21 protein-coding genes, 1 tRNA gene and 1 pseudogene are annotated in these 17691 nt (G+C 64.2%); 11 read left to right on the plus strand and 12 right to left on the minus strand.

Translation table 11 applies throughout. From position 1 onward, the window contains the following. The first annotated feature begins 180 nt into the window (after positions 1-180). Positions 181-257 (plus strand) — tRNA-Arg (locus Q0030_RS24615). 525 nt (positions 258-782) lie between these two features. On the opposite strand, the gene Q0030_RS24620 is transcribed toward Q0030_RS24615, so the two are convergent. Together Q0030_RS24620 and Q0030_RS24625 are read right to left on the minus strand one after the other, a co-directional pair. Next, positions 783-1109 carry a YMGG-like glycine zipper-containing protein gene (locus Q0030_RS24620; RefSeq protein WP_298372677.1) on the minus strand — a complete coding sequence of 109 codons (327 nt, stop codon included), beginning with the start codon at positions 1107-1109 and terminating at the stop codon, positions 783-785. Positions 1110-1349: 240 nt separating this feature from the next. Continuing rightward, on the minus strand, positions 1350-1673 hold the full coding sequence (locus Q0030_RS24625) for a hypothetical protein (RefSeq protein ID WP_298372680.1): 324 nt from the start codon (positions 1671-1673) through the stop codon (positions 1350-1352). A gap of 1025 nt (positions 1674-2698) precedes the next feature. Between Q0030_RS24625 and Q0030_RS24630 the strand changes: the two genes are divergently transcribed. Together Q0030_RS24630 and Q0030_RS24635 are read left to right on the plus strand one after the other, a co-directional pair. Next, complete coding sequence (locus Q0030_RS24630) at positions 2699-3166, plus strand: DUF992 domain-containing protein (protein ID WP_298372682.1); 468 nt, start codon at positions 2699-2701, stop codon at positions 3164-3166. 404 nt (positions 3167-3570) lie between these two features. Further along, on the plus strand, positions 3571-3987 hold the full coding sequence (locus Q0030_RS24635; protein ID WP_363323484.1) for a hypothetical protein: 417 nt from the start codon (positions 3571-3573) through the stop codon (positions 3985-3987). Between the two features lie 336 nt (positions 3988-4323). On the opposite strand, the gene Q0030_RS24640 is transcribed toward Q0030_RS24635, so the two are convergent. Then, entirely contained in the window at positions 4324-4737 is a 414-nt protein-coding gene (locus tag Q0030_RS24640; RefSeq protein WP_298372684.1) for an SRPBCC family protein, read from the minus strand. Positions 4738-4986: 249 nt separating this feature from the next. Between Q0030_RS24640 and Q0030_RS24645 the strand changes: the two genes are divergently transcribed. Then, the gene (locus tag Q0030_RS24645) at positions 4987-5292 is read left to right on the plus strand and encodes a hypothetical protein (RefSeq protein ID WP_173642894.1); all 306 of its coding nucleotides are present in this window, start codon (positions 4987-4989) and stop codon (positions 5290-5292) included. A 27-nt stretch (positions 5293-5319) separates the two neighbouring features. Here Q0030_RS24645 and Q0030_RS24650 read toward each other — a convergent pair whose 3' ends face one another. From Q0030_RS24650 to Q0030_RS24660, 3 genes are all read right to left on the minus strand, one after another. Continuing rightward, complete coding sequence (locus Q0030_RS24650; protein ID WP_298372691.1) at positions 5320-5955, minus strand: 2-dehydro-3-deoxy-6-phosphogalactonate aldolase; 636 nt, start codon at positions 5953-5955, stop codon at positions 5320-5322. Between the two features lie 11 nt (positions 5956-5966). Continuing rightward, complete coding sequence (locus Q0030_RS24655; protein WP_298372694.1) at positions 5967-6881, minus strand: 2-dehydro-3-deoxygalactonokinase; 915 nt, start codon at positions 6879-6881, stop codon at positions 5967-5969. Positions 6882-7046: 165 nt separating this feature from the next. Next, positions 7047-7262, minus strand: coding sequence for a hypothetical protein (locus Q0030_RS24660; RefSeq protein WP_050402491.1), 216 nt, complete (start codon positions 7260-7262; stop codon positions 7047-7049). A 209-nt stretch (positions 7263-7471) separates the two neighbouring features. Between Q0030_RS24660 and Q0030_RS24665 the strand changes: the two genes are divergently transcribed. After that, a complete protein-coding gene (locus tag Q0030_RS24665) occupies positions 7472-7648 on the plus strand; it encodes a hypothetical protein (RefSeq protein WP_198964853.1) in 177 nt (58 codons plus the stop codon). A gap of 98 nt (positions 7649-7746) precedes the next feature. On the opposite strand, the gene Q0030_RS24670 is transcribed toward Q0030_RS24665, so the two are convergent. Further along, positions 7747-8052, minus strand: a complete 306-nt coding sequence (locus Q0030_RS24670) for a hypothetical protein (protein ID WP_298372703.1) — start codon at positions 8050-8052, stop codon at positions 7747-7749. Positions 8053-8192: 140 nt separating this feature from the next. Further along, positions 8193-8434, minus strand: a pseudogene (locus tag Q0030_RS24675) (hypothetical protein). Positions 8435-8557: 123 nt separating this feature from the next. On the opposite strand from Q0030_RS24675, the gene Q0030_RS24680 reads away from it, so the two are divergent. Together Q0030_RS24680 and Q0030_RS24685 are read left to right on the plus strand one after the other, a co-directional pair. Then, positions 8558-8779, plus strand: a complete 222-nt coding sequence (locus Q0030_RS24680; RefSeq protein WP_298372706.1) for a hypothetical protein — start codon at positions 8558-8560, stop codon at positions 8777-8779. 210 nt (positions 8780-8989) lie between these two features. Continuing rightward, positions 8990-9346, plus strand: a complete 357-nt coding sequence (locus tag Q0030_RS24685; RefSeq protein ID WP_298372709.1) for a DUF6481 family protein — start codon at positions 8990-8992, stop codon at positions 9344-9346. A gap of 57 nt (positions 9347-9403) precedes the next feature. On the opposite strand, the gene Q0030_RS24690 is transcribed toward Q0030_RS24685, so the two are convergent. Further along, a complete protein-coding gene (locus Q0030_RS24690) occupies positions 9404-9637 on the minus strand; it encodes a pentapeptide MXKDX repeat protein (RefSeq protein WP_298372711.1) in 234 nt (77 codons plus the stop codon). Positions 9638-9963: 326 nt separating this feature from the next. On the opposite strand from Q0030_RS24690, the gene dctP reads away from it, so the two are divergent. The 3 genes from dctP to Q0030_RS24705 are packed head-to-tail and all read left to right on the plus strand — an operon-like array spanning position 9964 to position 12892. Then, positions 9964-10986 carry a TRAP transporter substrate-binding protein DctP gene (dctP, locus tag Q0030_RS24695; protein ID WP_298372714.1) on the plus strand — a complete coding sequence of 341 codons (1023 nt, stop codon included), beginning with the start codon at positions 9964-9966 and terminating at the stop codon, positions 10984-10986. Then, positions 10983-11537, plus strand: coding sequence for a TRAP transporter small permease (locus Q0030_RS24700; protein WP_298372717.1), 555 nt, complete (start codon positions 10983-10985; stop codon positions 11535-11537). Before dctP ends, Q0030_RS24700 begins: the two co-directional genes overlap by 4 nt. After that, positions 11534-12892, plus strand: a complete 1359-nt coding sequence (locus Q0030_RS24705; RefSeq protein ID WP_298372720.1) for a TRAP transporter large permease — start codon at positions 11534-11536, stop codon at positions 12890-12892. The genes Q0030_RS24700 and Q0030_RS24705 overlap by 4 nt, the downstream gene beginning before the upstream one ends. Before the next feature lie 35 nt (positions 12893-12927). Here Q0030_RS24705 and Q0030_RS24710 read toward each other — a convergent pair whose 3' ends face one another. Further along, on the minus strand, positions 12928-13065 hold the full coding sequence (locus tag Q0030_RS24710; RefSeq protein WP_158231348.1) for a hypothetical protein: 138 nt from the start codon (positions 13063-13065) through the stop codon (positions 12928-12930). A 98-nt stretch (positions 13066-13163) separates the two neighbouring features. Continuing rightward, on the minus strand, positions 13164-14012 hold the full coding sequence (locus Q0030_RS24715; RefSeq protein WP_298372727.1) for an SMP-30/gluconolactonase/LRE family protein: 849 nt from the start codon (positions 14010-14012) through the stop codon (positions 13164-13166). A gap of 297 nt (positions 14013-14309) precedes the next feature. Here Q0030_RS24715 and Q0030_RS24720 point away from each other — a divergent pair, with 297 nt between their 5' ends. After that, a complete protein-coding gene (locus tag Q0030_RS24720) occupies positions 14310-16559 on the plus strand; it encodes a lytic transglycosylase domain-containing protein (protein WP_298372729.1) in 2250 nt (749 codons plus the stop codon). A gap of 139 nt (positions 16560-16698) precedes the next feature. Here the strand turns inward: Q0030_RS24720 and Q0030_RS24725 are convergent, their stop codons facing one another. Continuing rightward, the gene (locus Q0030_RS24725) at positions 16699-17667 is read right to left on the minus strand and encodes a tripartite tricarboxylate transporter substrate binding protein BugD (RefSeq protein ID WP_298372963.1); all 969 of its coding nucleotides are present in this window, start codon (positions 17665-17667) and stop codon (positions 16699-16701) included. Positions 17668-17691: the final 24 nt, after the last annotated feature.

A 17691-nucleotide genomic window follows, 5' to 3' on the forward strand; every position in this document is an offset into this window, starting at 1 on the left:
TGCATTGCCGACATTCCTTCGACCGGCCCCGGCGGCAGCGTGATGCCGGCCCGGCGGGCTGGTCTGGCCAACACAGGGCGGGACCCCTGCTCGCCTTTGTCGTCCGATCACAAAAATCGGTTCGGACGGACTTGGCGGAAAGGCGGATTTTTCATATTGCGGATGCTACAAGGCGGCCACGGTCCCGTAGCTCAACTGGATAGAGTAGCGGATTTCTACTCCGCGGGTTGCAGGTTCGAATCCTGCCGGGATCGCCAAATCCGAATCGTCCCTTTATTTTTCAATCACTTGCGCCGATGTTAGCGACCGCACTTGTGGCGTTAGCCACTGGCTGGTGTGCTTGCGCCGCGCGCGATTTCACCAGCCTGGTGAATTTCTGTATTTCAGTTGACGATTTGCCAAATTCAAATAGGTGAAACTCTAGCCATTCCCCAAAGGAGACCAATCCGCGCGGCTGGCCTTCGCAGGACCAGCCGCCAATCAGAGATGTGGCGCACGCGCCGCAGCTCCATCATGTGCGTGCATTTGGTCAAGCCCTTTAGGAGGAGCATTCCACTGCCGTAGACCTTCAGCGTCGACGGCTGGACCAGTATGTGATCGGCGCGGTACGCGAAGTCGTTCCGCCTCGGGGTGATGCCGCCGAACTCGATCTGGTCGACAATGATCCGGCCGATGTTGCCGGAGATGCGGCGGGGTCTAGAACGTCTCTGCTTTGGCCCCCCCCAGGAAAAATCAAAGAGGCGCGCCGGAGCGGGCCTCTCTGTCTCCCCGATCGGTCGGCCTCAGTACTGGTGACGATAGTAGCGCTCATCGCACTCGGCGACATAGATGCTTCCGTCCGGAGCGCGATAGCGGCACATGGTGCGGCCGGCGTACTGCTGTTGCTGCTGCGTCGAATTGGCAACGGCGATACCGAGCAATGCACCCGCACCCGCGCCGAGAACTGTGCCGGCGGTGTTTCGGCCGATGGCTTGACCAATCAACGCCCCACTGGCCGCGCCCAGGCCCGCGCCAGCCAATGTGCGTTGATCTTGCGGGGTTTGCGCGCAACCGGCAAGTGATGTGCCAAGGGCCACCATGCCGACGGCAGCGATCTTTAGAATGTTCATGATGATCCTTCGTGTCGAAAGTGCACTAATATAAAAGCGCCGTCGCGCCGGGTTGAGGATCGGCGCGACGGCTTCTCATGCGAGTGAGTTTCCAGAAGCTTGCGGGCGTTTTGCGCTACGCACCCCCGCTGCGTTGAGCACACTGTTGCGGTGATCAGTTAACAAGTGCTTGAGGACAGACGCAGGTGTCCGGAGATCGCAGCGTCAGGTTGCCGCTTCGGTTGATGCGGTTGCTCCACCCTAATCGTCGTCATCGTCCCAACCCGACACGCTGCGATAATCGTCGTCGCAATTGCGATATCGGTATCGAGGAGCGTAGTAGCCGTTGTCATAGCCGCTGTAGTAGCGGCGATATGTCGGATATTCGCTATAACCGCGATACGAGGGATAGACCTGCGCCTCGGATGCCAGTGCGCCGCCAATAAGACCACCGACGATCAGGCCGCCGATCAGCGCACCGTTTCGGCCATCATGTGCCTGGGCTGGCGCGGAGCCGGCGAACAGCGTCGCCGCTACCGCGAGCGCAGAGAGACCACCGAAAAGGACTTTCTTAAACGACGACATTGTCGCCTCCTATGAGGATTGCGCCAACGTTCTAGATTGCCGGCCTTGAAGCCATGCTGAACATCCTGTTGTCGGCCGTTCATCAGGGGGCGGCACTGGAAGTTCGGCGCCGTCGCGGCATCGTTCGTCTACTTCAGACGAAAGAGTAAATTGCCTTGCTCGCAAATCATCCGTCCACGCAAATGATGGTCTGAGAGGCGGCCATGGGGGCGCGGTCCCGACCTGGGGTAGTCATGGGGCGGCCGAGACCGCGCTTACCACCGCGCTGGCCGTCCAACGTCATCCACGATCTCAATGGCGCGGAAGTGCCGAAAGTCATTGGGGGGCGCCCGTACTGGCATCGGCGGCGGACCTCCCTGCCCGCGCGCGTTAGCCACTGCGCTCGGATGTCCTTTAGCCGTGCTGGGTGCCGTTAAGCCCGTTAGCCGCTCTAACCCGTTGACCGAGCTTGGTTCTGGCCCTTCTGCCGGGATCGCCACTCCACTCCCCCTCAATGAAACCATTTTCCGGAAGCCGCGAAGCCGGCCGGAAACAGACCGCTGGTAGCGTCCCAACATTGGACCAAAAGGGGATTCGGTCATGTGGGATTTCATCAACGAATTGTATCGGGATTTCTGCCTGGCTCGCCTGCAGGAAATGCGGAAGCTGGAGCATCACATCTGAACGGGCGCGGAGCATGGACAACGATCAGCCCCTGGTCGGCGCCATCCTGACGGCGGTGGTGATTGCCGCGATGGTCTGGGTCACAATCGGACCTCCGCCGGGGCACGAGAGGGTCAGCAGCTACCCCCAGACTGTCGCGAGACGCTGACGCCCGTATGAATACGGGTTACTCGAACCTTGGCGCCGGTCTCACAGACAGAACATGACTGGGATTGCGGGCCCAGTTTGAAACAAGCCGCCGTCGGGACAATTCATTTCGAGCCCGGCGGCGTAGTTTCTTTGGCGACCCCAATTCTAAGAATCCCTTAACCAACAGCGCAGGCCGCCCGCGAGAGCGTGGACCGATTGCGCGTCCATTCGCGTTGTACAGCGCCATGCGTACAACGGGTTATTGGGTCGTCGTTGCGGTGTGTGGCGCGGCAGCTCTTGCCACGCCCATCGCAACCGCCGAGGCACAACAGGTGCAGGCCGGAACGCTCGCGTGTCGCGGCGGCCCCGATGCCGGTTTCATCCTGGGCCCGGTAACCAATCTCGATTGCGTGCTGCACGCCGATAGCGCACCGGACGGTCACTACGTCGCAGCCATTCCCAACCTCGGCATTTTCATCGGCGACGAGGAAGTCGCACTGGCCTGGAAGGTGATGGCGCCAGTGCCGTGGCTCGCGCCCGATCAACTCGCCGGCAGTTACACCCATGAAAGCGGCGCGGGCGACAACGTCCTCACCGGCGGCACGAATACGCCGATCACGCTGCATCCGTTGAACGAGGATGCTTTCTCGACTCCGCCGGTCAAAATCGAGAGCCTGGAAATTCGGCCGATGGATCGCTGATGCTGATCGAAGCCGCGTACCGGCTGCCGAAATGCACAACGCCGCCCGCTTGAAATATACGCGGACGGCGTTGCTCCTAGCCCCAGGAAGGTGATGCAAAATCCTGACAGCTCCAAGTCTGCACGTTTTGTGCCAACGATCATGGCCCATATGGGCTATTTGGCTGCAGAGAAACGAAGGTAGGCTAAGCACCGAGGTACTGGTGACGGTGCCTCACGACCAAAGTGTCAACTTGGCCTCAGCGTGGCCCACGCGCTGAGGCCATTCTTTTTTGATGTTCACGGTCTGCTCTGAGAGAGCATCTTGTTCTTTATCATTCAGCGCACGAAACGCTTCCGTAGTTCTCCGTGCGTGAACAAAGTTCCGACGGCGCTTGAGACGCCGAGCGTATTCTGTTCGTCACGTTGCAGGTTCCGATTCTCGCAGCGATCTTCGGCGGCGCGCTTCGTGATTTCTTAATCTGGAACTGGTTCCTCAATGAGATTGCCAGCACTCTCATTGTTCGTCGATATTTTGGGATCGATATGGAAGATTCCGTCCAGATCCGTTGCACTCGCTGCAAGAACGTCTTTCGTGATCGCGCCAAGCGGCTGCAGAACGGTTACTCGCGCCAGTGCCCGAGCTGCGAGATCGTCCTCTTCTTCGACGAGGACTCGCATGATTCAAACATCAAGCGCGCGATGCGAACGGCGCGGCGCGCACGCAAGGAACTGCGCGAAAGCGAAGACGTGAGCACGAGAAGGACCGCGGGCGTTCCCCGGCAGTACGGTGGCCGCTCGGCTTCGAACGCACGGGGAACTGAAGAAGCGGACGACGATTGAGTTTGGCGCTGCCGCCTGCTCGACTAACCGCCCAGGCCCACATAGGACGAGGCACGGTCGAGCCATTGGCGCGTCGACTCGTCGCTCCAGCCGGGAACGGCGAAGCGCGCGGCCGGCGTTGCAGCCGCGGGTGAACGAACAGTTGCGGGCTGGCGCGTGTGGGAGTGACGCCGTGTTGCGGCGTTCGCAGACACGCACAGGATGACCAACAGGCCAAGTGCCAAGACACAACGCATCGCATTTGCTCCTGACGACCATCGCGACCGCGCCGAGAGAACGATCACGCCAAGCTGCCAGACCTTTGCTACATCGATTACGTCGTCTCCAGTAGCCGGATCAGGACCGCCGCTTTGCCTCGACGTAGCGCTTGAAATTATCCAGGATCGCCTGCCAGCCGCCGCGCTGCTGCTCGACCGAATGGGTATCCTCGCCGTCGAAGCTGACCTGCACCTTGACGCCGCCGGCCTCGGGCGTGAACGCAACCTGCGCGCTGCGGTCGCCGAACGAATATTCGAGCAGGCGGGGCGCCTCGACCTTGGTGTAGGTGCCGGCGAAATCGAACCCCATGCTGCCGTCCTTAGCTTCCATCCGCGACGAGAATGCACCACCGGCGCGCAGGTCCACGGTCGCGGCCGTGGTGTGCCAATCGTCGGACGCCGCATTCCATTGCTTGATGTCGTCGGGCGTGGTGTAGGCGCGCCAGACATCGGCGATCGGCGCGACAACGATCGTTTCGACGGCAATCCTCATATGCGTTCCTTCGTCGTTCCTTGAATGAAGCGGATGGGCGCATGGCGCCCGGCCCAGGCACCATTCTACTAGGGCTCTTCGCCGCGATCCACAAATCGCTCCGCCGGACGACAGCGCCTGCCAGGGTCGCCGGGACCATGCAGAGACCAGCGACGCCGTTCAACGAACCAAATGGTGTGCGGCCGGCACAAGAATTTCGTCAGGAATGACCGTGTATGGAAGACGGGTCCAACGCCCGGAGAGGACGACATGCGGAACCTGAATACTGTGCTGAGCAAGCTGAACGACCGCCTGCTGCGGCTGGAGGGCGAGCTGTTCGTGCTGCGATCGATCGCGCGCGCCGCCCTCACCTCCGGCGACGAGTCCGCCGTCCGCACCCGCAAGCTGCTCGAAGGCGCCAAGCTCGCGCTGGCAGACGAAGCCGAACGGCCGCTGGACGCCGCGACCGGGAAATACGTCGCGGCTGCGATCGCCATGGTCGAAGAGCTGCTCGAGAATCCTCGCGAGGCAGCCCCGCTGTTCAGAGTGATCGACGGCGGCAAGCGGGACGACTAGCCCACGGTCAGGAATTGCGGACCGAGCCTAGCTCGCGCCCTGCACGGCCCTGTCATACGCCTCGATTGTCACCTTGGCGCGGACCGCAACATCCGCGGCCGTCATGCCCGGCTTGTAGAGGCTGCTGCCGAGACCGAAGGCGCGAATGCCCACCTTCACATACTCCGCGAAATTCTGGTCCGAGACGCCGCCGACGGCGGCGAGCATCACATCCGGCGGCAGCACGGCGCGGATCGCCGAGATGCCGGAAGCGCCGAGCACGCTTGCCGGAAAGAACTTCAGGCTCGAGGCGCCCGCGCGTGCGGCGAGCAGCGCTTCCGTCGGCGAGAACACACCGGGCATCGTGATCATCGCGTGGTGCCGGGCGCGCGCCAGCACGTCGACATCGACGTTCGGCGACACCATCAGGCGCCCGCCGACGTCATGGAGACGATCGACGTCTGCCGGGGTCAGCACCGTGCCGGCGCCGATCAGGACATCAGTCGGCGCGCGCTTCGCCGCGATCTCGATCGAACGGAACGGCTCGGGGGAGTTCAGCGGAATCTCGATCGCGGTCATATCAGCCTCGAGCAGCGCGCTCACGATGCTCAAGGCCTCGTCCGGCTTGATGCCGCGCAGGATCGCGACCAGCGGACGCTTCATCGGAGGAAACGGAATGCTCATGCGTTGATCCCTCAATTGTTCCAGATCGCCGCCGCGGCGCCCGCGAGGCCACGGCGAACCGCCTCCTCCGCATCCATCACGTTGAGCGGAATCGAAAGGCCTTCGAGCGCGATCTGGTAGAGCCGTTGCAGGCGACCCGATGCAATCAGCGTAACCGGCGTTGCGCGCTCCCGCTCTGCAAGGCCGGCCGCCAGTTCGGCACCGATCAACGTGCCCGAGATCGTCTCACGCGCCGCCTGCGCGCTGCCGCCGAACAGCAACTGCCGGGATCGCACCCGAAACAGCAAATTGGCGGATAGAGCCGGCACGGCGAACGCCTCAGCTACGGCCAAGCGAAACGCATCGGCATCAACGGCCTCCTCCGCACCGGCGACGGCGTGTGAAAGGATGGTGTCGCGCGCAACCACGCTGAACAACTCGCCGGTCATGAAGGTCGCAAAGCGTTCGACGGTTCCACCGCGCAGGCGCACCCATTTGGAATGCGTTCCCGGCATGCAAACGAGGGCCTCACCCGGCGCATCCAGGCCGAGCGCGCCGAGCAACAGGGTTTCCTCGCCACGCATCACATCGGGTGCAGCAGCATCGCGCTGCGCAATCCCGGGCAGGATGCGGATATCGCGCGGCTGCCCGCTGACCACGACGGCGCCTTTGAGGATCTCGGAGAGATGCGCCGGCGTGTCGACATAGCCGGTCTCGATCCAGCCCTGCCGCGCGCCCGCCATGCCGCAGATCACGACCGGCAGGCTGGCCGCAGCGCCGAGTGCGTTGAGATGCGATTGCAGCACGGGCGCAAAGCCGGTCCTGGCGGCCCCCGTCATGCCCTCGTCGCTGCGGCGTTCGCCGAACACCTCGCCGCCGGCGCCCATCAGCCAGAGCCGGAAGCTGCTGGTGCCCCAATCGACCGCGACATAGGAAGGCCCGCTCATCGCGCTCTGTTCCACGCTCTTGGTTTCCGGCGCTGCGATGGCGCCGCTGACCAGACGCGATAACGGCGTTCACGACGCCGCGCAAGGCGCGCCAAGATCGCGACGCCACGCGATCCACGCGAGCGAGCATACGACCCGCCTGGCCCCGTTCGCGTCAGTGATCGATTACCGCGCGCCCTTCAGCGTGCAGGAGGTCGTGCAGGTCGTGACGTTGCCGTGGTCACACTTGATGCAGGCGTTGACGCACTGATCCATGACCTTGGGATTGTACTGACTATAAAGATTGGCCGCGCAGCTGTTGGTCGATCCCGTGACCTCCGGGTCGGACCAGCAACCGGACAGTAAAAATGCTGCGGCACTCAAAATGGCGACCTTGCGCATAAGGCCTCCTGCCACGCTCTATCCAAGTAAATCTTGCAAGTAACCTTGATAGGTTAGGTTAAATTCCGGTTTCAATTGCGACCTTATCCGGAAGCAGTATTGCTTATCCACCGGACATTTCCCCAAGGTCCGGGCCCACACCGGCAAGGCCGTCAGGCGTCCCCGCCTGGCGGCTTTGTTGCCCAGCAGTGCACAAGGATACCAACAAGATGGCCCGAAAGCCGCGGTGGTCGTTCAAGGAGGACCGACGACTGATGGAATTGGCGCGCTCCTCCAAGTCGCTGGAGGAGGTCGTGAAGGCGACCGGCCGTTCACCGGAGCGAATCAAAAAGATGGCGATGCGCCTTGGCCTCTCCATCAAGCCCCGTAGCGCCACCAAGAAATAATTTGGAATGCGGCTGCGGCCTCAGCCCGGCCGGCCAGAGCGCTCTCGCCCGCAGCGAGCAGCCGTCGGCGTGAAGACGATACCTCAGAAACAAGAAATCTAGGGTTCCGGTGGACAATCGTCCTTGGCCCGCACCGGGATCGCCTTGACCTCGCCCTCGGTCTTGACTTCGCGCTCAGCCTTGACCTCGCGCTCAGCCTTGGCCTCTTGCTCACCCTCGCCCGCCCGCGTGCAGGTGGTCAGCACGAAAGCCACTCGGCTGCATTGCCACGCCGGCCCGAGCGCCGCGCTGGACACCGGCTCTGGCGACGCCAGCGTCAGGGATAGATACGCTACCAAAACGGCACCCGCCGCGCCTGCGGCAGCCAGTGCCGCGCCCGTTCCGGACCACAGCTTGGACATCATGGCCTTGGTTCCCGCCGATCTCTGGGAGTCGAGGCAGCCCGCCTGTCTGCGTGTGACCGGAATCACAACTTGGACCAAGCAGTTCAGCCCGAATCTTTGGGCTTGATGTGGGAGCGATATTGCACTGCCGCAAGGCAGGGTCAGCGCGCCGGCTCGATCACATTACAGTTGGTCCGGCCCGACATCAGGCAGTCCTGCATCTTGCTCGCCGCCGTCAGGTCATGCGCAAGCCAGAGCCCGACCGCGAGCATGACCACCGCAACCAGCAGTCCGATCAGCGCCCCGCGGCGATTGCCTCCGTCCTCGGATTCGCTCATGGCCGCTTCGGTTCCCTTTTGCCATCGCCCGCATCATGACCGTTTGCACGGTTGCGTGCGATCAATTCTGCAACAGTCGCACAACGAAATGCACGCCGGGCAGCGATCGGCCCTGCAATTCCGTTGCAGGCTCGCGCGACTCGCGAAAAACTGCCCGCTGAAGTGGAGCGCGTGTGCGGGGCGTGCCGGTGAGCGAACAAGAAGCGAGTTACGATTATCAGCGTTACAGGCAGCTACTCTCGGAAGCTGTCGATGAGACCAGCCGGCTGCGGCTGATCAGCCTCCTGATCACCGAAAGGGCGCGCGACAGGCTGGAAGCCCAGCGCGCCTCGGACCGGAGCGCGATGACCGCCGAGACGGTCGCCAAGGTGCTCGGCGACGGCCGGCGCGAGCAGTTTCAGCGCGGCTAGGTCTGTCGGCAGGTTCGGTGACCAACCACTCACCACGCCGGCCGCCAGCCGGGCGCAAACACCGCCGTCGGCCATTTGCTGTCCGCTCATATCTCCTTTGCTCCACAACCCCACGTTCGCCACTGGCCTTTTCGCCGCCATTCACTTATTGAACGCCGAACCGAACCCCATCCATATCCATCAACGAACAGAAAGCAGCAGGCTTCCTCTATGAGTGGCTTCAAGGAACCGGGTTTTGCCGACCGCCAGAAAGCGGCCCTGCAGGCGCGGCAAAACCTCCTCAACAAGTTTCGTACCCAGCCGGGCGCCGACGATCCGACCGTGAAGGCACGGGCCGAGGAGCGCGCGGCGATCGCCGAACGCCGCGCCAAGGCCAAGGAAGCCCGTGAAATCGAGAAGGCCGAGCGGAAGCGCCGCGAGGAAGAGGCCGCCGCAGCCGAGGCCGCCCGCATCGCGCGGGAGAAGGAAGAGGAAGCCGAAAGACTGGCTGCGCTCGAGGCCGAGCAAAAGGCCAAGCGCGACGCCCGCTACGCGGCACGCAAGGAGCGCGGCAAGAAGAAGCGCTGAGGCGTAACCAGGCCCGCCGCGACGGGCGGGCCTGTGAAGCATGAGCGGTGGCGGCGGTCAGTTCTTCTTCATGCCGTCGTCTTTCTTCATCATCGCGCCGCCGTCCTTCTTCATGGCGTCGTCCTTCTTCATCATGCCATCGTCCTTCTTCATGGCATCCTTTGACATCGTGCCTTCCTTCTTCATCGCGTCGTCCTTGCCCATCTTGTCCTGAGCGAAGGCGGCGGGCGCCAGCGCCAGGCTGAACGAGAGCAGCGCGGCGGAAACGCCGAGGCGGGTCTTGGTGGTCATGATGATGATCCCTTATGTGGTCAAATGTGAGCGCGACGACTTGCCGCTCTCTCCTCGACGCACTTGCGCGGCCGCTTGTTACCTCCAATAACAAATTCTTGAAGCACACCGGCGCGCACGCCCGTCGCGCATCGCGCGACGAGCGGGCGGCGATGCAGTGTGCGCCGCAGCAACGGCAAGACTTGAATGACATGACTTGCGACCGCCTGTCGGCCCGCACTAACAGCTCGAACTATCAGACTAGAGAAGTTTCACGCGAAGACCGGCTAAGCTAAAGCTCCGCGCCGGCCTAACAGCCACTCAAGAAGCTCTTCAGGGGAAGAACCATGCTCACACGCCGCCACGTCCTCGCTTCCGCCCTCGCCGCGCCCGCAGCCTTACGGATGGGCATCGGGACCGCGCATGCCGCAACCACGCTGAAGATCTCGCATCAGTTCCCCGGCGGCACCATCGACAAGGGCGACTTCCGCGACAGGCTGTGCCGGATGTTCGCGGCCGAGGTCGCCAAGCGCTCGGGCGGCGACCTCACCGCCGAGATCTATCCGAACTCCTCGCTGATCAAGACCAACGCGCAGTTCTCGGCGATGCGCAAGGGCGCGCTCGATCTCAGCCTCTATCCGATGCCCTATGCCGGCGGCGAGTTGCCGGAGACCAATATCGGCCTGATGCCGGGCCTGGTGACGACCTACGACCAGGGCCTGCGCTGGAAGAAGGAGCCCGTCGGCAAGGCGCTGAGCGACTTCCTCGCCGACAAGGGCATTCTGCTGATCTCCTGGGTGTGGCAGGCCGGCGGCGTCGCCAGCCGTTCCAAGGCGATCGTGGCGCCCGAAGACGCCAAGGGCCTCAAGGTGCGCGGCGGCTCGCGCGAGATGGACATGGTGCTGCAGACCGCCGGCGCTGCCGTGCTGTCGGTGCCGTCCAACGAGATCTACGCCGCGATGCAGACCGGCGCCTGCGATGCCGGCATCACCTCCTCAACCAGCCTGATCTCGTTCCGCCTCGAGGAAGTTGCGAAGTCGCTGACCTCGGGCGCCGGCGCCTCCTACTGGTTCATGCTGGAGCCGCTGATGATGTCGAAGGCGATCTTCGACAAACTGCCGAAGAACCAGCAGGACATCATCCTTGCCGTCGGCGCTGAGCTCGAGGCCTTCGGCCGCAAGGGTGCGCAGGACGACGATGCCGAAGTCGCCAAGGTTTATGAAAAGGCCGGCGCCAAGGTCAGCGCGCTCGACGCCGCCATTGTCGGCAAGTGGCGCGACATCGCGCGCGACACCGCCTGGAAGGACTACGGCGCCAAGACGGCGACGTCAGCCAACCTGCTGAAGCTCGCAAGCGACGTCGCCGCATGATGCATGGTCCGGTCGCGGATCAAGCCGAAACCCCAAGCATGGCCACGGGCAATACGCCGGTGGCCTTGCTCGGGCGCGCGCTGTCCGTCTGCAACAACATCATCGTGGTGTTCGCCGCGCTCGCCTTGATCGCGGCCTGCGTGATCCTGAGCTACAGCGTGCTCGGCCGCGCTTTGTGCCACAGCCCCAACTACTGGCAGGACGAGGCCGCCGTGTTCCTGCTGGTCGGCGCCACCTTCATGACGTCCGCCTATGTGCAGAGCCAGCGCGGCCATGTCAGCATCGAGGCGTTCGTCGGCCTGCTCTCGGCGCGCGCCAACAGCATCAGGCTGTGGCTGGTCGATGTCGCGAGCTTCGCGTTCTGCACCTTCTTCGCCTGGAAGTCCTGGACCCTGGCGCACGAGGCCTATGTCGACGGCCAGGTGTCCAACTCGATGTGGTCGCCGCCGCTCGCCGTCCCCTACGGGCTGATGGCGCTCGGCATGACGCTGCTCTGCGTGCAGCTGCTTCTGCAAATCCTCATTCCGCTGACTGGTGGCGTGCGCCGATGACCGTGTTTGGTATTGGCATCTCCTACGGGCTTGCCACCCTGTTTGCGATGTTCTCCGGCATGCCGATCGCATTCGCGCTCGGTGCGGTCGCCGTCGTGTTCATGGCGATCTACATGCCGGCTGCCTCGCTCGATACGGTGACCCAGAACGTCTACGAGGAGATGGCCTCGATCACGCTGCTGTCGATCCCGCTGTTCATCCTGAAGGGCGCGGCGATCGGCAAATCGCGCGCCGGCCAGGACCTCTACTCGGCGCTGCATGCCTGGCTGCACCGCGTGCCCGGCGGCCTCGGCGTCGCCAACGTGTTCGCCTGCGCCCTGTTCGCGGCTATGGCCGGCTCCTCGCCCGCGACCTGCTCGGCGATCGGCTCGGCCGGCATTCCGGAGATGCGCAAGCGCGGCTATTCCGGCGGCTTTGCCGCGGGGATCATCGCTGCCGGCGGCACGCTCGGCATCCTGCTGCCGCCCTCGATCACGATGATCCTGTTCGCCGTCGCGGCCGAGAAATCGCTGGGTCGGCTGTTCCTCGCCGGCATCGGCCCCGGACTGCTGCTGGTATCGCTGTTCGGCTTCTACGCCGTGTTCCGCTTCCGCAAGGAATACGCGATGGCCAAAGCCGCCTACGACGCGACCGGCAAGGATGCCGCGATCCTGCAGCGCGACGAGTTCACCATGGCCGAGCGCTTCAGCGCGCTGCCGCGCGTGATCCCGTTCGTGCTGCTGCTCACCGGCGTGATGATCGCGCTCTATGGCGGCTACGCGACGCCGTCGGAAACCGCCGGCCTCGGCGGCCTGCTGGCGCTCGGCCTGATCGCGGTGATCTACAGCGTGTGGAAACCGAGCGACCTGTCGCCGATCCTGAAATCGACCATCCGCGAGTCGACCATGCTGATGCTGATCATCGGCATGTCGCTGCTGTATTCCTACGTGATGAGCTATTTGCACATCTCGCAGTCGGCGGCGGAAGCGATCGTCGCGATGCACCTGCCGCGCTGGGAGCTGTTGTTTGCGATCCTCGTGATGGTGATCGTGCTCGGCTTCTTCCTGCCGCCGGTCTCGATCATCCTGATGACCGCGCCGATCATCCTGCCGCCGCTCCGTGCCGCTGAGTTCGACATCATCTGGTTCGGCGTCGTCATGACCATCGTGATGGAGATGGGCCTGATCCACCCGCCGGTCGGTCTCAACATCTTCGTCATCCGCAACGTCGCGCCCGACATCCCCCTGAGCGAGGTGATCTGGGGCACGCTTCCCTTCGTGCTGCTGATGATGTTCGCCGTGCTGATGCTGTGCTTCTTCCCGGAGATCTCGACCTGGCTGCCGAACCTGGTGATGGGGCCGGACAGCGGACGCTAGACCGGTCGCCTGAATCTATCGCGTCAACAGCAGCCTCAGGCCGCCTCCTGCTCGCGTGCTGCGAGGGCCTGCTCGATCCGGCGAACCAGCAACGCCGTCGGACGTCCCTCGCGCTGCAGTCGGCGGAGCTCATTCCATAGCCTGATGATTTCGCGGTCTCGCTCGGCGTCCATGGCGGCATTCTCCCGGGCGCTCGAATATGAACGAAACAAGAACAAAACTCAAGTCCCAGGATGGTGTCGGTGGCGCTGGAACAGCGAAATTGGCTCCGTCAGGGATAGCCGTCGCCCGGTGTATCGACCTCGACTAGGTCGATCCGAGACACCGATTTGCCCTTCCGCAGCTCCTCGTAGGACGTCTCCGCGCTCAGGCAGAACAGCGTCCTGCGGTCCGTGCCCCCGAGCGCACACGCGAGCGCGCGGCGGCCGGGGACTGCGATCCGCGCCCGCTCCACACCATTGCGATCGATCCGGACGAACGCGTCTTCGGTGAACGAGGCGACCCAGACCGCGCCGTCGCCATCGAGGCAGATGCCGTCGGGATCATTGACGCGACCGAACCGCCCGCGAAGGCTCAGGCCGCCGTCCGGCGCGATGTCGTAGTCGGCGAGACCGGCACCATCCATTTCCGCGACGACGAGCCGGCGATGGTCGGAGGAAACGGCAATGCCGTTCGGAAAGCGCAAGCCGTCGGCGACGACGCGGGCGCTGCCGTCGGGCATCACCAGGAGAATGCGGCCGACGGCGCCGCGGCCCTCCGGCGGTGGCAGATTGAAGCCGAGATCGCCGACATAGGCACGGCCCTGCCCGTCGACGATCATGTCGTCGATCGTGCCGGTCGCAATCCCGGAGAGATCGGCATACAACGACAGCGCTCCGCCGGAAAACCGCAGCAGGCGCTTCCTGAACATCGTCAGCACGACGATGTCGCCATCAGGCAGCACGCCAAGGCCGCACGGCGTGTCGTCGGTCACCGCCGCATGCTCCTGGCGTTCGCCCGACGGGCTGATGCTGAGCAGCGTCCGCGCCATGCAGTCGACGAACCAGAGCCGCCCGCGATGCCAGCGCGGGCCCTCGAAATAGCGGCCGCCATCCAGAATGGTTCTGAGCCGAGCCGTCATGACGCACCGGCCTGAGACAACAGATCTGACATGAGAGCGCCCCTGCCGCACGTTTCGACGAGGATATATCGGCGCCGGGACCGGTCAAACTGGCGTCTCGGCCCTTCAAGAAATGCCCGCGAAACCGCCGGTTCCCGTCGGTTCCACACGCCTTACGCCTTATTTTGCCGCGTTTTCCCTGTTGAGTTGCGCCAGCATTAACACTCGAGAATCGAGGGTAGTGATAATCTGCGGCGATTGTGCCGCCGTATGACGCGTTCTGTTTGTGCCTCGTGGTTTCTCAGGGGGGACCAGGGAATGAACCGGTGCCTACGTCCGCTGGCGTGTTTCGCCACCGCCGCCGCGCTTGCGCTGCTTCCCGTTCAGGCAGTCGCTAAATTACATCACCAGCACCAGGCCAAAAGCGGCCACGGGGACAAGAAGGCGCATGGCGCCAAGGCCGGCACCAAAGCCAGCACGAAGTCCGCGCGCGAAAATGCCTCCGGCAAGCGCCGGCATGCCAGGCACGGCGCCGACAAACGCAAATCCGCGAAGGCCAAATCCGCTCCGTCCAAATCGGCTGAGACCTCGAAGGCGCCCGAGCCGGAGAAGCCCGCCGGGCCGCAACTGTCGGGCGATCTCGCCGCGGTCAGGGACGCGATCACCGCGGCACGCCAGGGCAAGACCAGCGACGCGACCGACATCCAGGCAAAGATCACCGATCCCGTCGGGCGCAAGCTCGTCGAGTGGTATCTGCTGCGTCATTCCGAGTCGAATGCGCCGTTCAGCCGTTATGCGGCATTCGTCACGGCCAACCCGGACTGGCCAAGCGTCACGCTGTTGCGCAAACGGGCTGAGGCGCGGATCTGGCAAGAGCGCAGCGATCCGGCCACGGTACACGCTTTCACGCTCGATCAGCCGATCAGCGCCAAGGGCAAGTTCGCGCTCGCCCGCACGCTGCTCGCCGAAGGCGATCGCGACGGCGCTACGCGGCTGGTGCGCGAGGCCTGGCGCTCGGAAGAATTACTGGACCGTACCGAGAGCGACGCCTACGACGCGTTCAAGGACCTGCTGACGCGCGACGATCGTCGCGCGCGCATGGACAAGCGGATCGGCGCCAAGGATCTCGCCGGCGCCAGGCGCGCGGCACAGCATCTCGGCAGCGACGAGCTGGCGATCGTCAAGGCCTGCGGCGCGGTCCGCGGGCAATCCAGCAAGGCAGAGGACACGCTCAACGATGTGCCGGCGGACGCCCGCGGCGACCTCGGCTACACGCTGTGCCGCATCCAGTGGCTGCTCGCGAAGAACAGGATCGACGATGCGGCGCGCGTGACGATTGCGGCGGCGCCCGAGACGATGGCGCAGCAGGACACCGACCAGTGGTGGCGCGAGCGCCGCATCCTCTCCCGCAAGCTGCTCGACCAGGGTGAGTACCAGGCGGCCTTTGACGTCATCCGCGGCGCGGCGCCGCCGGACAATCCGTATTACCGCTCCGACATGCACTTCATGCGCGGCTGGATCGCGCTGCGCTATCTCGACGATGCCAGGACCGCCGCAGCGCATTTCGCCCACATCGACGAAGGCCAGACCAACCCGACCGTGCTGGCGCGCGCCGCCTATTGGCGCGGCCGTGCCGCCGAGGCGCTTGGCAACAGTGTGGCGATGCGGGCCGACTACCAGGCCGCGGCGCGCTACCCGACCGCCTATTACGGTCAGCTCGCGCTGGCCAAGCTCGGCCGTGACGGCGTCGAGCTGCGCGCGCCCTCGCCGGCGGCCAGCGCCGGCAGCATGGCGGCCGACGAACGCGTGCGTGCCGCCGACATGCTCTATGCGATCGGTGAGCCCGACATCGTGCTCTATTTCGCCGCCGACCTCGCCGAGGAAAGCCCAGACGTCGGGATGCTCGAGGCGCTCGGCGAGCTCACCGGCCGCCGCAACGATGCCCGCGCCATGCTGCAGATCGGCAAGATCGCGCTGGCGCGGGGCTTTGCCTTCGACCACTACGCGTTCCCGGTCATCGGCATTCCCAAGCACACCCCGATCGCCCCGGATATCGGGCGCAGCATGACCTACTCGATCGCGCGCACCGAAAGCGCGTTCGATCAGCGCGACAAATCGGCGGCCAACGCCGTCGGCCTGATGCAGGTGACGCCCGAGGCCGGCCGCGACACCGCCAAGCGTTTCGGCGTCGGCTATGACTGGAGCCGGATGGTTTCCGATCCGGTCTACAACACCCAGATGGGGGCCGCCGAATTGAGCGCGCTGCTGGCGGAATATCGCGGCTGCCATATCATGACGTTTGCCGGTTACAACGCCGGCCGCGGGCGCGTCCGCGACTGGATCAAGGCCTATGGCGACCCGCGCGATCCCAAGGTCGATCCGGTCGACTGGGTCGAGCGAATTCCGATTTCGGAGACGCGCAACTACGTCCAGCGCGTGATGGAGAATTTCGCGGTCTATCAGGCGCGGTTCGAGGACGCGGGCACGGCGTTGGCGGCCAAGAGCGGCGAGCGCGTGGTAACGCAGGAGAGCAACGCGGCGCCGGCGCAGACAATGCCGTCGCAATAATGCTGCGTCGTCCCGGCGAAGGCCGGGACCCATACGCCGTGGCCGACGTAAGGGGCAATCGGCTCGACGATTTGCGAACAGGCCACAGCGGTGGCGATGGGTCCCGGCCTTCGTCGGGACGACGTGGAGGGACCCGCCCTCACTCCACTTTCACATTGGCGGCCTTGATCATCGGCCACCATTTTGCAATCTCCGCCTTCTGCCAGGCGCCGAGTGCTTCCGGTTTCAACTGGTCCTTTGGCGGCATCTGCAAGCCGAGATTTTCGAGCTGCTTCTTCACGGCAGGATCGTTCATCGCCTGGATCGCCGCGACGTTGAGCTTGTCCACGATCTCCTTCGGCGTGCCCTTCGGCACCCACAGGCCGGACCACAGCGTCATGTGGAAGCCCGGCAGGCCGGCCTCGTCAACGGTCGGGACCTCAGCCGCATTCGCGACCCGCTTGGAATCGGTGACCGCATAGGCGCGGATGTTGCCGGCGCGGACCTGGTTGATCGAGTTCGACGTCTGATCGACGATGATATCGATCTGGCCGGCGACGAGGTCGTTCAGCGCCGGCCCGGTACCGCGATACGGCACGTATTGCAGCTTGATGCCGGAGACGTTCTCGAAATAGAGCCCGGCGATGTGGCTGCCGCTGCCGGCACCCGCAGTGCCCGCGGTCGGCGGCGCCGGCCGCGACTTCAGCCACTCCAACAGCTCCTTCAGCGACTTCGCCGGCACGGCGTTCTTGCTGACGATGATCATCGGATTGCTCGGCAGCAGCACGACCGGCTCGAGATCATCGACGAGATCATAGCCGAGCTTGTAGATCGCGCCGTTCGCGACATGAGTTCCGAGATGGCCGAACGAGACGGTGTAGCCGTCGGGCGCCGCGCGCACCGCGCGGCCGACGCCGAGCGAACCGCCCGCTCCGGTCACGTTCTCGATCAGAACCACTTCGCCCAGCGACTGCTTCATGCGCTCGGCGAGGATGCGCGCCATCGCATCTGACGGACCGCCGGCGGCGAATGGCACGACGATGGTGATCGGGTGCGCGGGCCAGGTTTCCGCAGGCGCAATACCTGTAAGTGCCAGCATCGCCAACACAGTCACAATTGCTCTACGTATCATTCCCACCTCTCCAAAGATTTC

Origin of the sequence: uncultured Bradyrhizobium sp. (assembly GCF_947648125.1) — a bacterium.
Taxonomy (GTDB): domain Bacteria; phylum Pseudomonadota; class Alphaproteobacteria; order Rhizobiales; family Xanthobacteraceae; genus Bradyrhizobium.

Coding starts and splice junctions, on each gene's coding strand:
- Q0030_RS24620 (WP_298372677.1), bottom strand. CDS start 1,109: ATGAACATTCTAAAGATCGCTGCCGTCGGCATGGTGGCCCTTGGCACA.
- Q0030_RS24625 (WP_298372680.1), bottom strand. CDS start 1,673: ATGTCGTCGTTTAAGAAAGTCCTTTTCGGTGGTCTCTCTGCGCTCGCG.
- Q0030_RS24640 (WP_298372684.1), bottom strand. CDS start 4,737: ATGAGGATTGCCGTCGAAACGATCGTTGTCGCGCCGATCGCCGATGTC.
- Q0030_RS24645 (WP_173642894.1), top strand. CDS start 4,987: ATGCGGAACCTGAATACTGTGCTGAGCAAGCTGAACGACCGCCTGCTG.
- Q0030_RS24650 (WP_298372691.1), bottom strand. CDS start 5,955: ATGAGCATTCCGTTTCCTCCGATGAAGCGTCCGCTGGTCGCGATCCTG.
- Q0030_RS24655 (WP_298372694.1), bottom strand. CDS start 6,881: ATGAGCGGGCCTTCCTATGTCGCGGTCGATTGGGGCACCAGCAGCTTC.
- Q0030_RS24660 (WP_050402491.1), bottom strand. CDS start 7,262: ATGCGCAAGGTCGCCATTTTGAGTGCCGCAGCATTTTTACTGTCCGGT.
- Q0030_RS24665 (WP_198964853.1), top strand. CDS start 7,472: ATGGCCCGAAAGCCGCGGTGGTCGTTCAAGGAGGACCGACGACTGATG.
- Q0030_RS24670 (WP_298372703.1), bottom strand. CDS start 8,052: ATGATGTCCAAGCTGTGGTCCGGAACGGGCGCGGCACTGGCTGCCGCA.
- Q0030_RS24685 (WP_298372709.1), top strand. CDS start 8,990: ATGAGTGGCTTCAAGGAACCGGGTTTTGCCGACCGCCAGAAAGCGGCC.
- Q0030_RS24690 (WP_298372711.1), bottom strand. CDS start 9,637: ATGACCACCAAGACCCGCCTCGGCGTTTCCGCCGCGCTGCTCTCGTTC.
- dctP (WP_298372714.1), top strand. CDS start 9,964: ATGCTCACACGCCGCCACGTCCTCGCTTCCGCCCTCGCCGCGCCCGCA.
- Q0030_RS24700 (WP_298372717.1), top strand. CDS start 10,983: ATGATGCATGGTCCGGTCGCGGATCAAGCCGAAACCCCAAGCATGGCC.
- Q0030_RS24705 (WP_298372720.1), top strand. CDS start 11,534: ATGACCGTGTTTGGTATTGGCATCTCCTACGGGCTTGCCACCCTGTTT.
- Q0030_RS24710 (WP_158231348.1), bottom strand. CDS start 13,065: ATGGACGCCGAGCGAGACCGCGAAATCATCAGGCTATGGAATGAGCTC.
- Q0030_RS24715 (WP_298372727.1), bottom strand. CDS start 14,012: ATGACGGCTCGGCTCAGAACCATTCTGGATGGCGGCCGCTATTTCGAG.
- Q0030_RS24720 (WP_298372729.1), top strand. CDS start 14,310: ATGAACCGGTGCCTACGTCCGCTGGCGTGTTTCGCCACCGCCGCCGCG.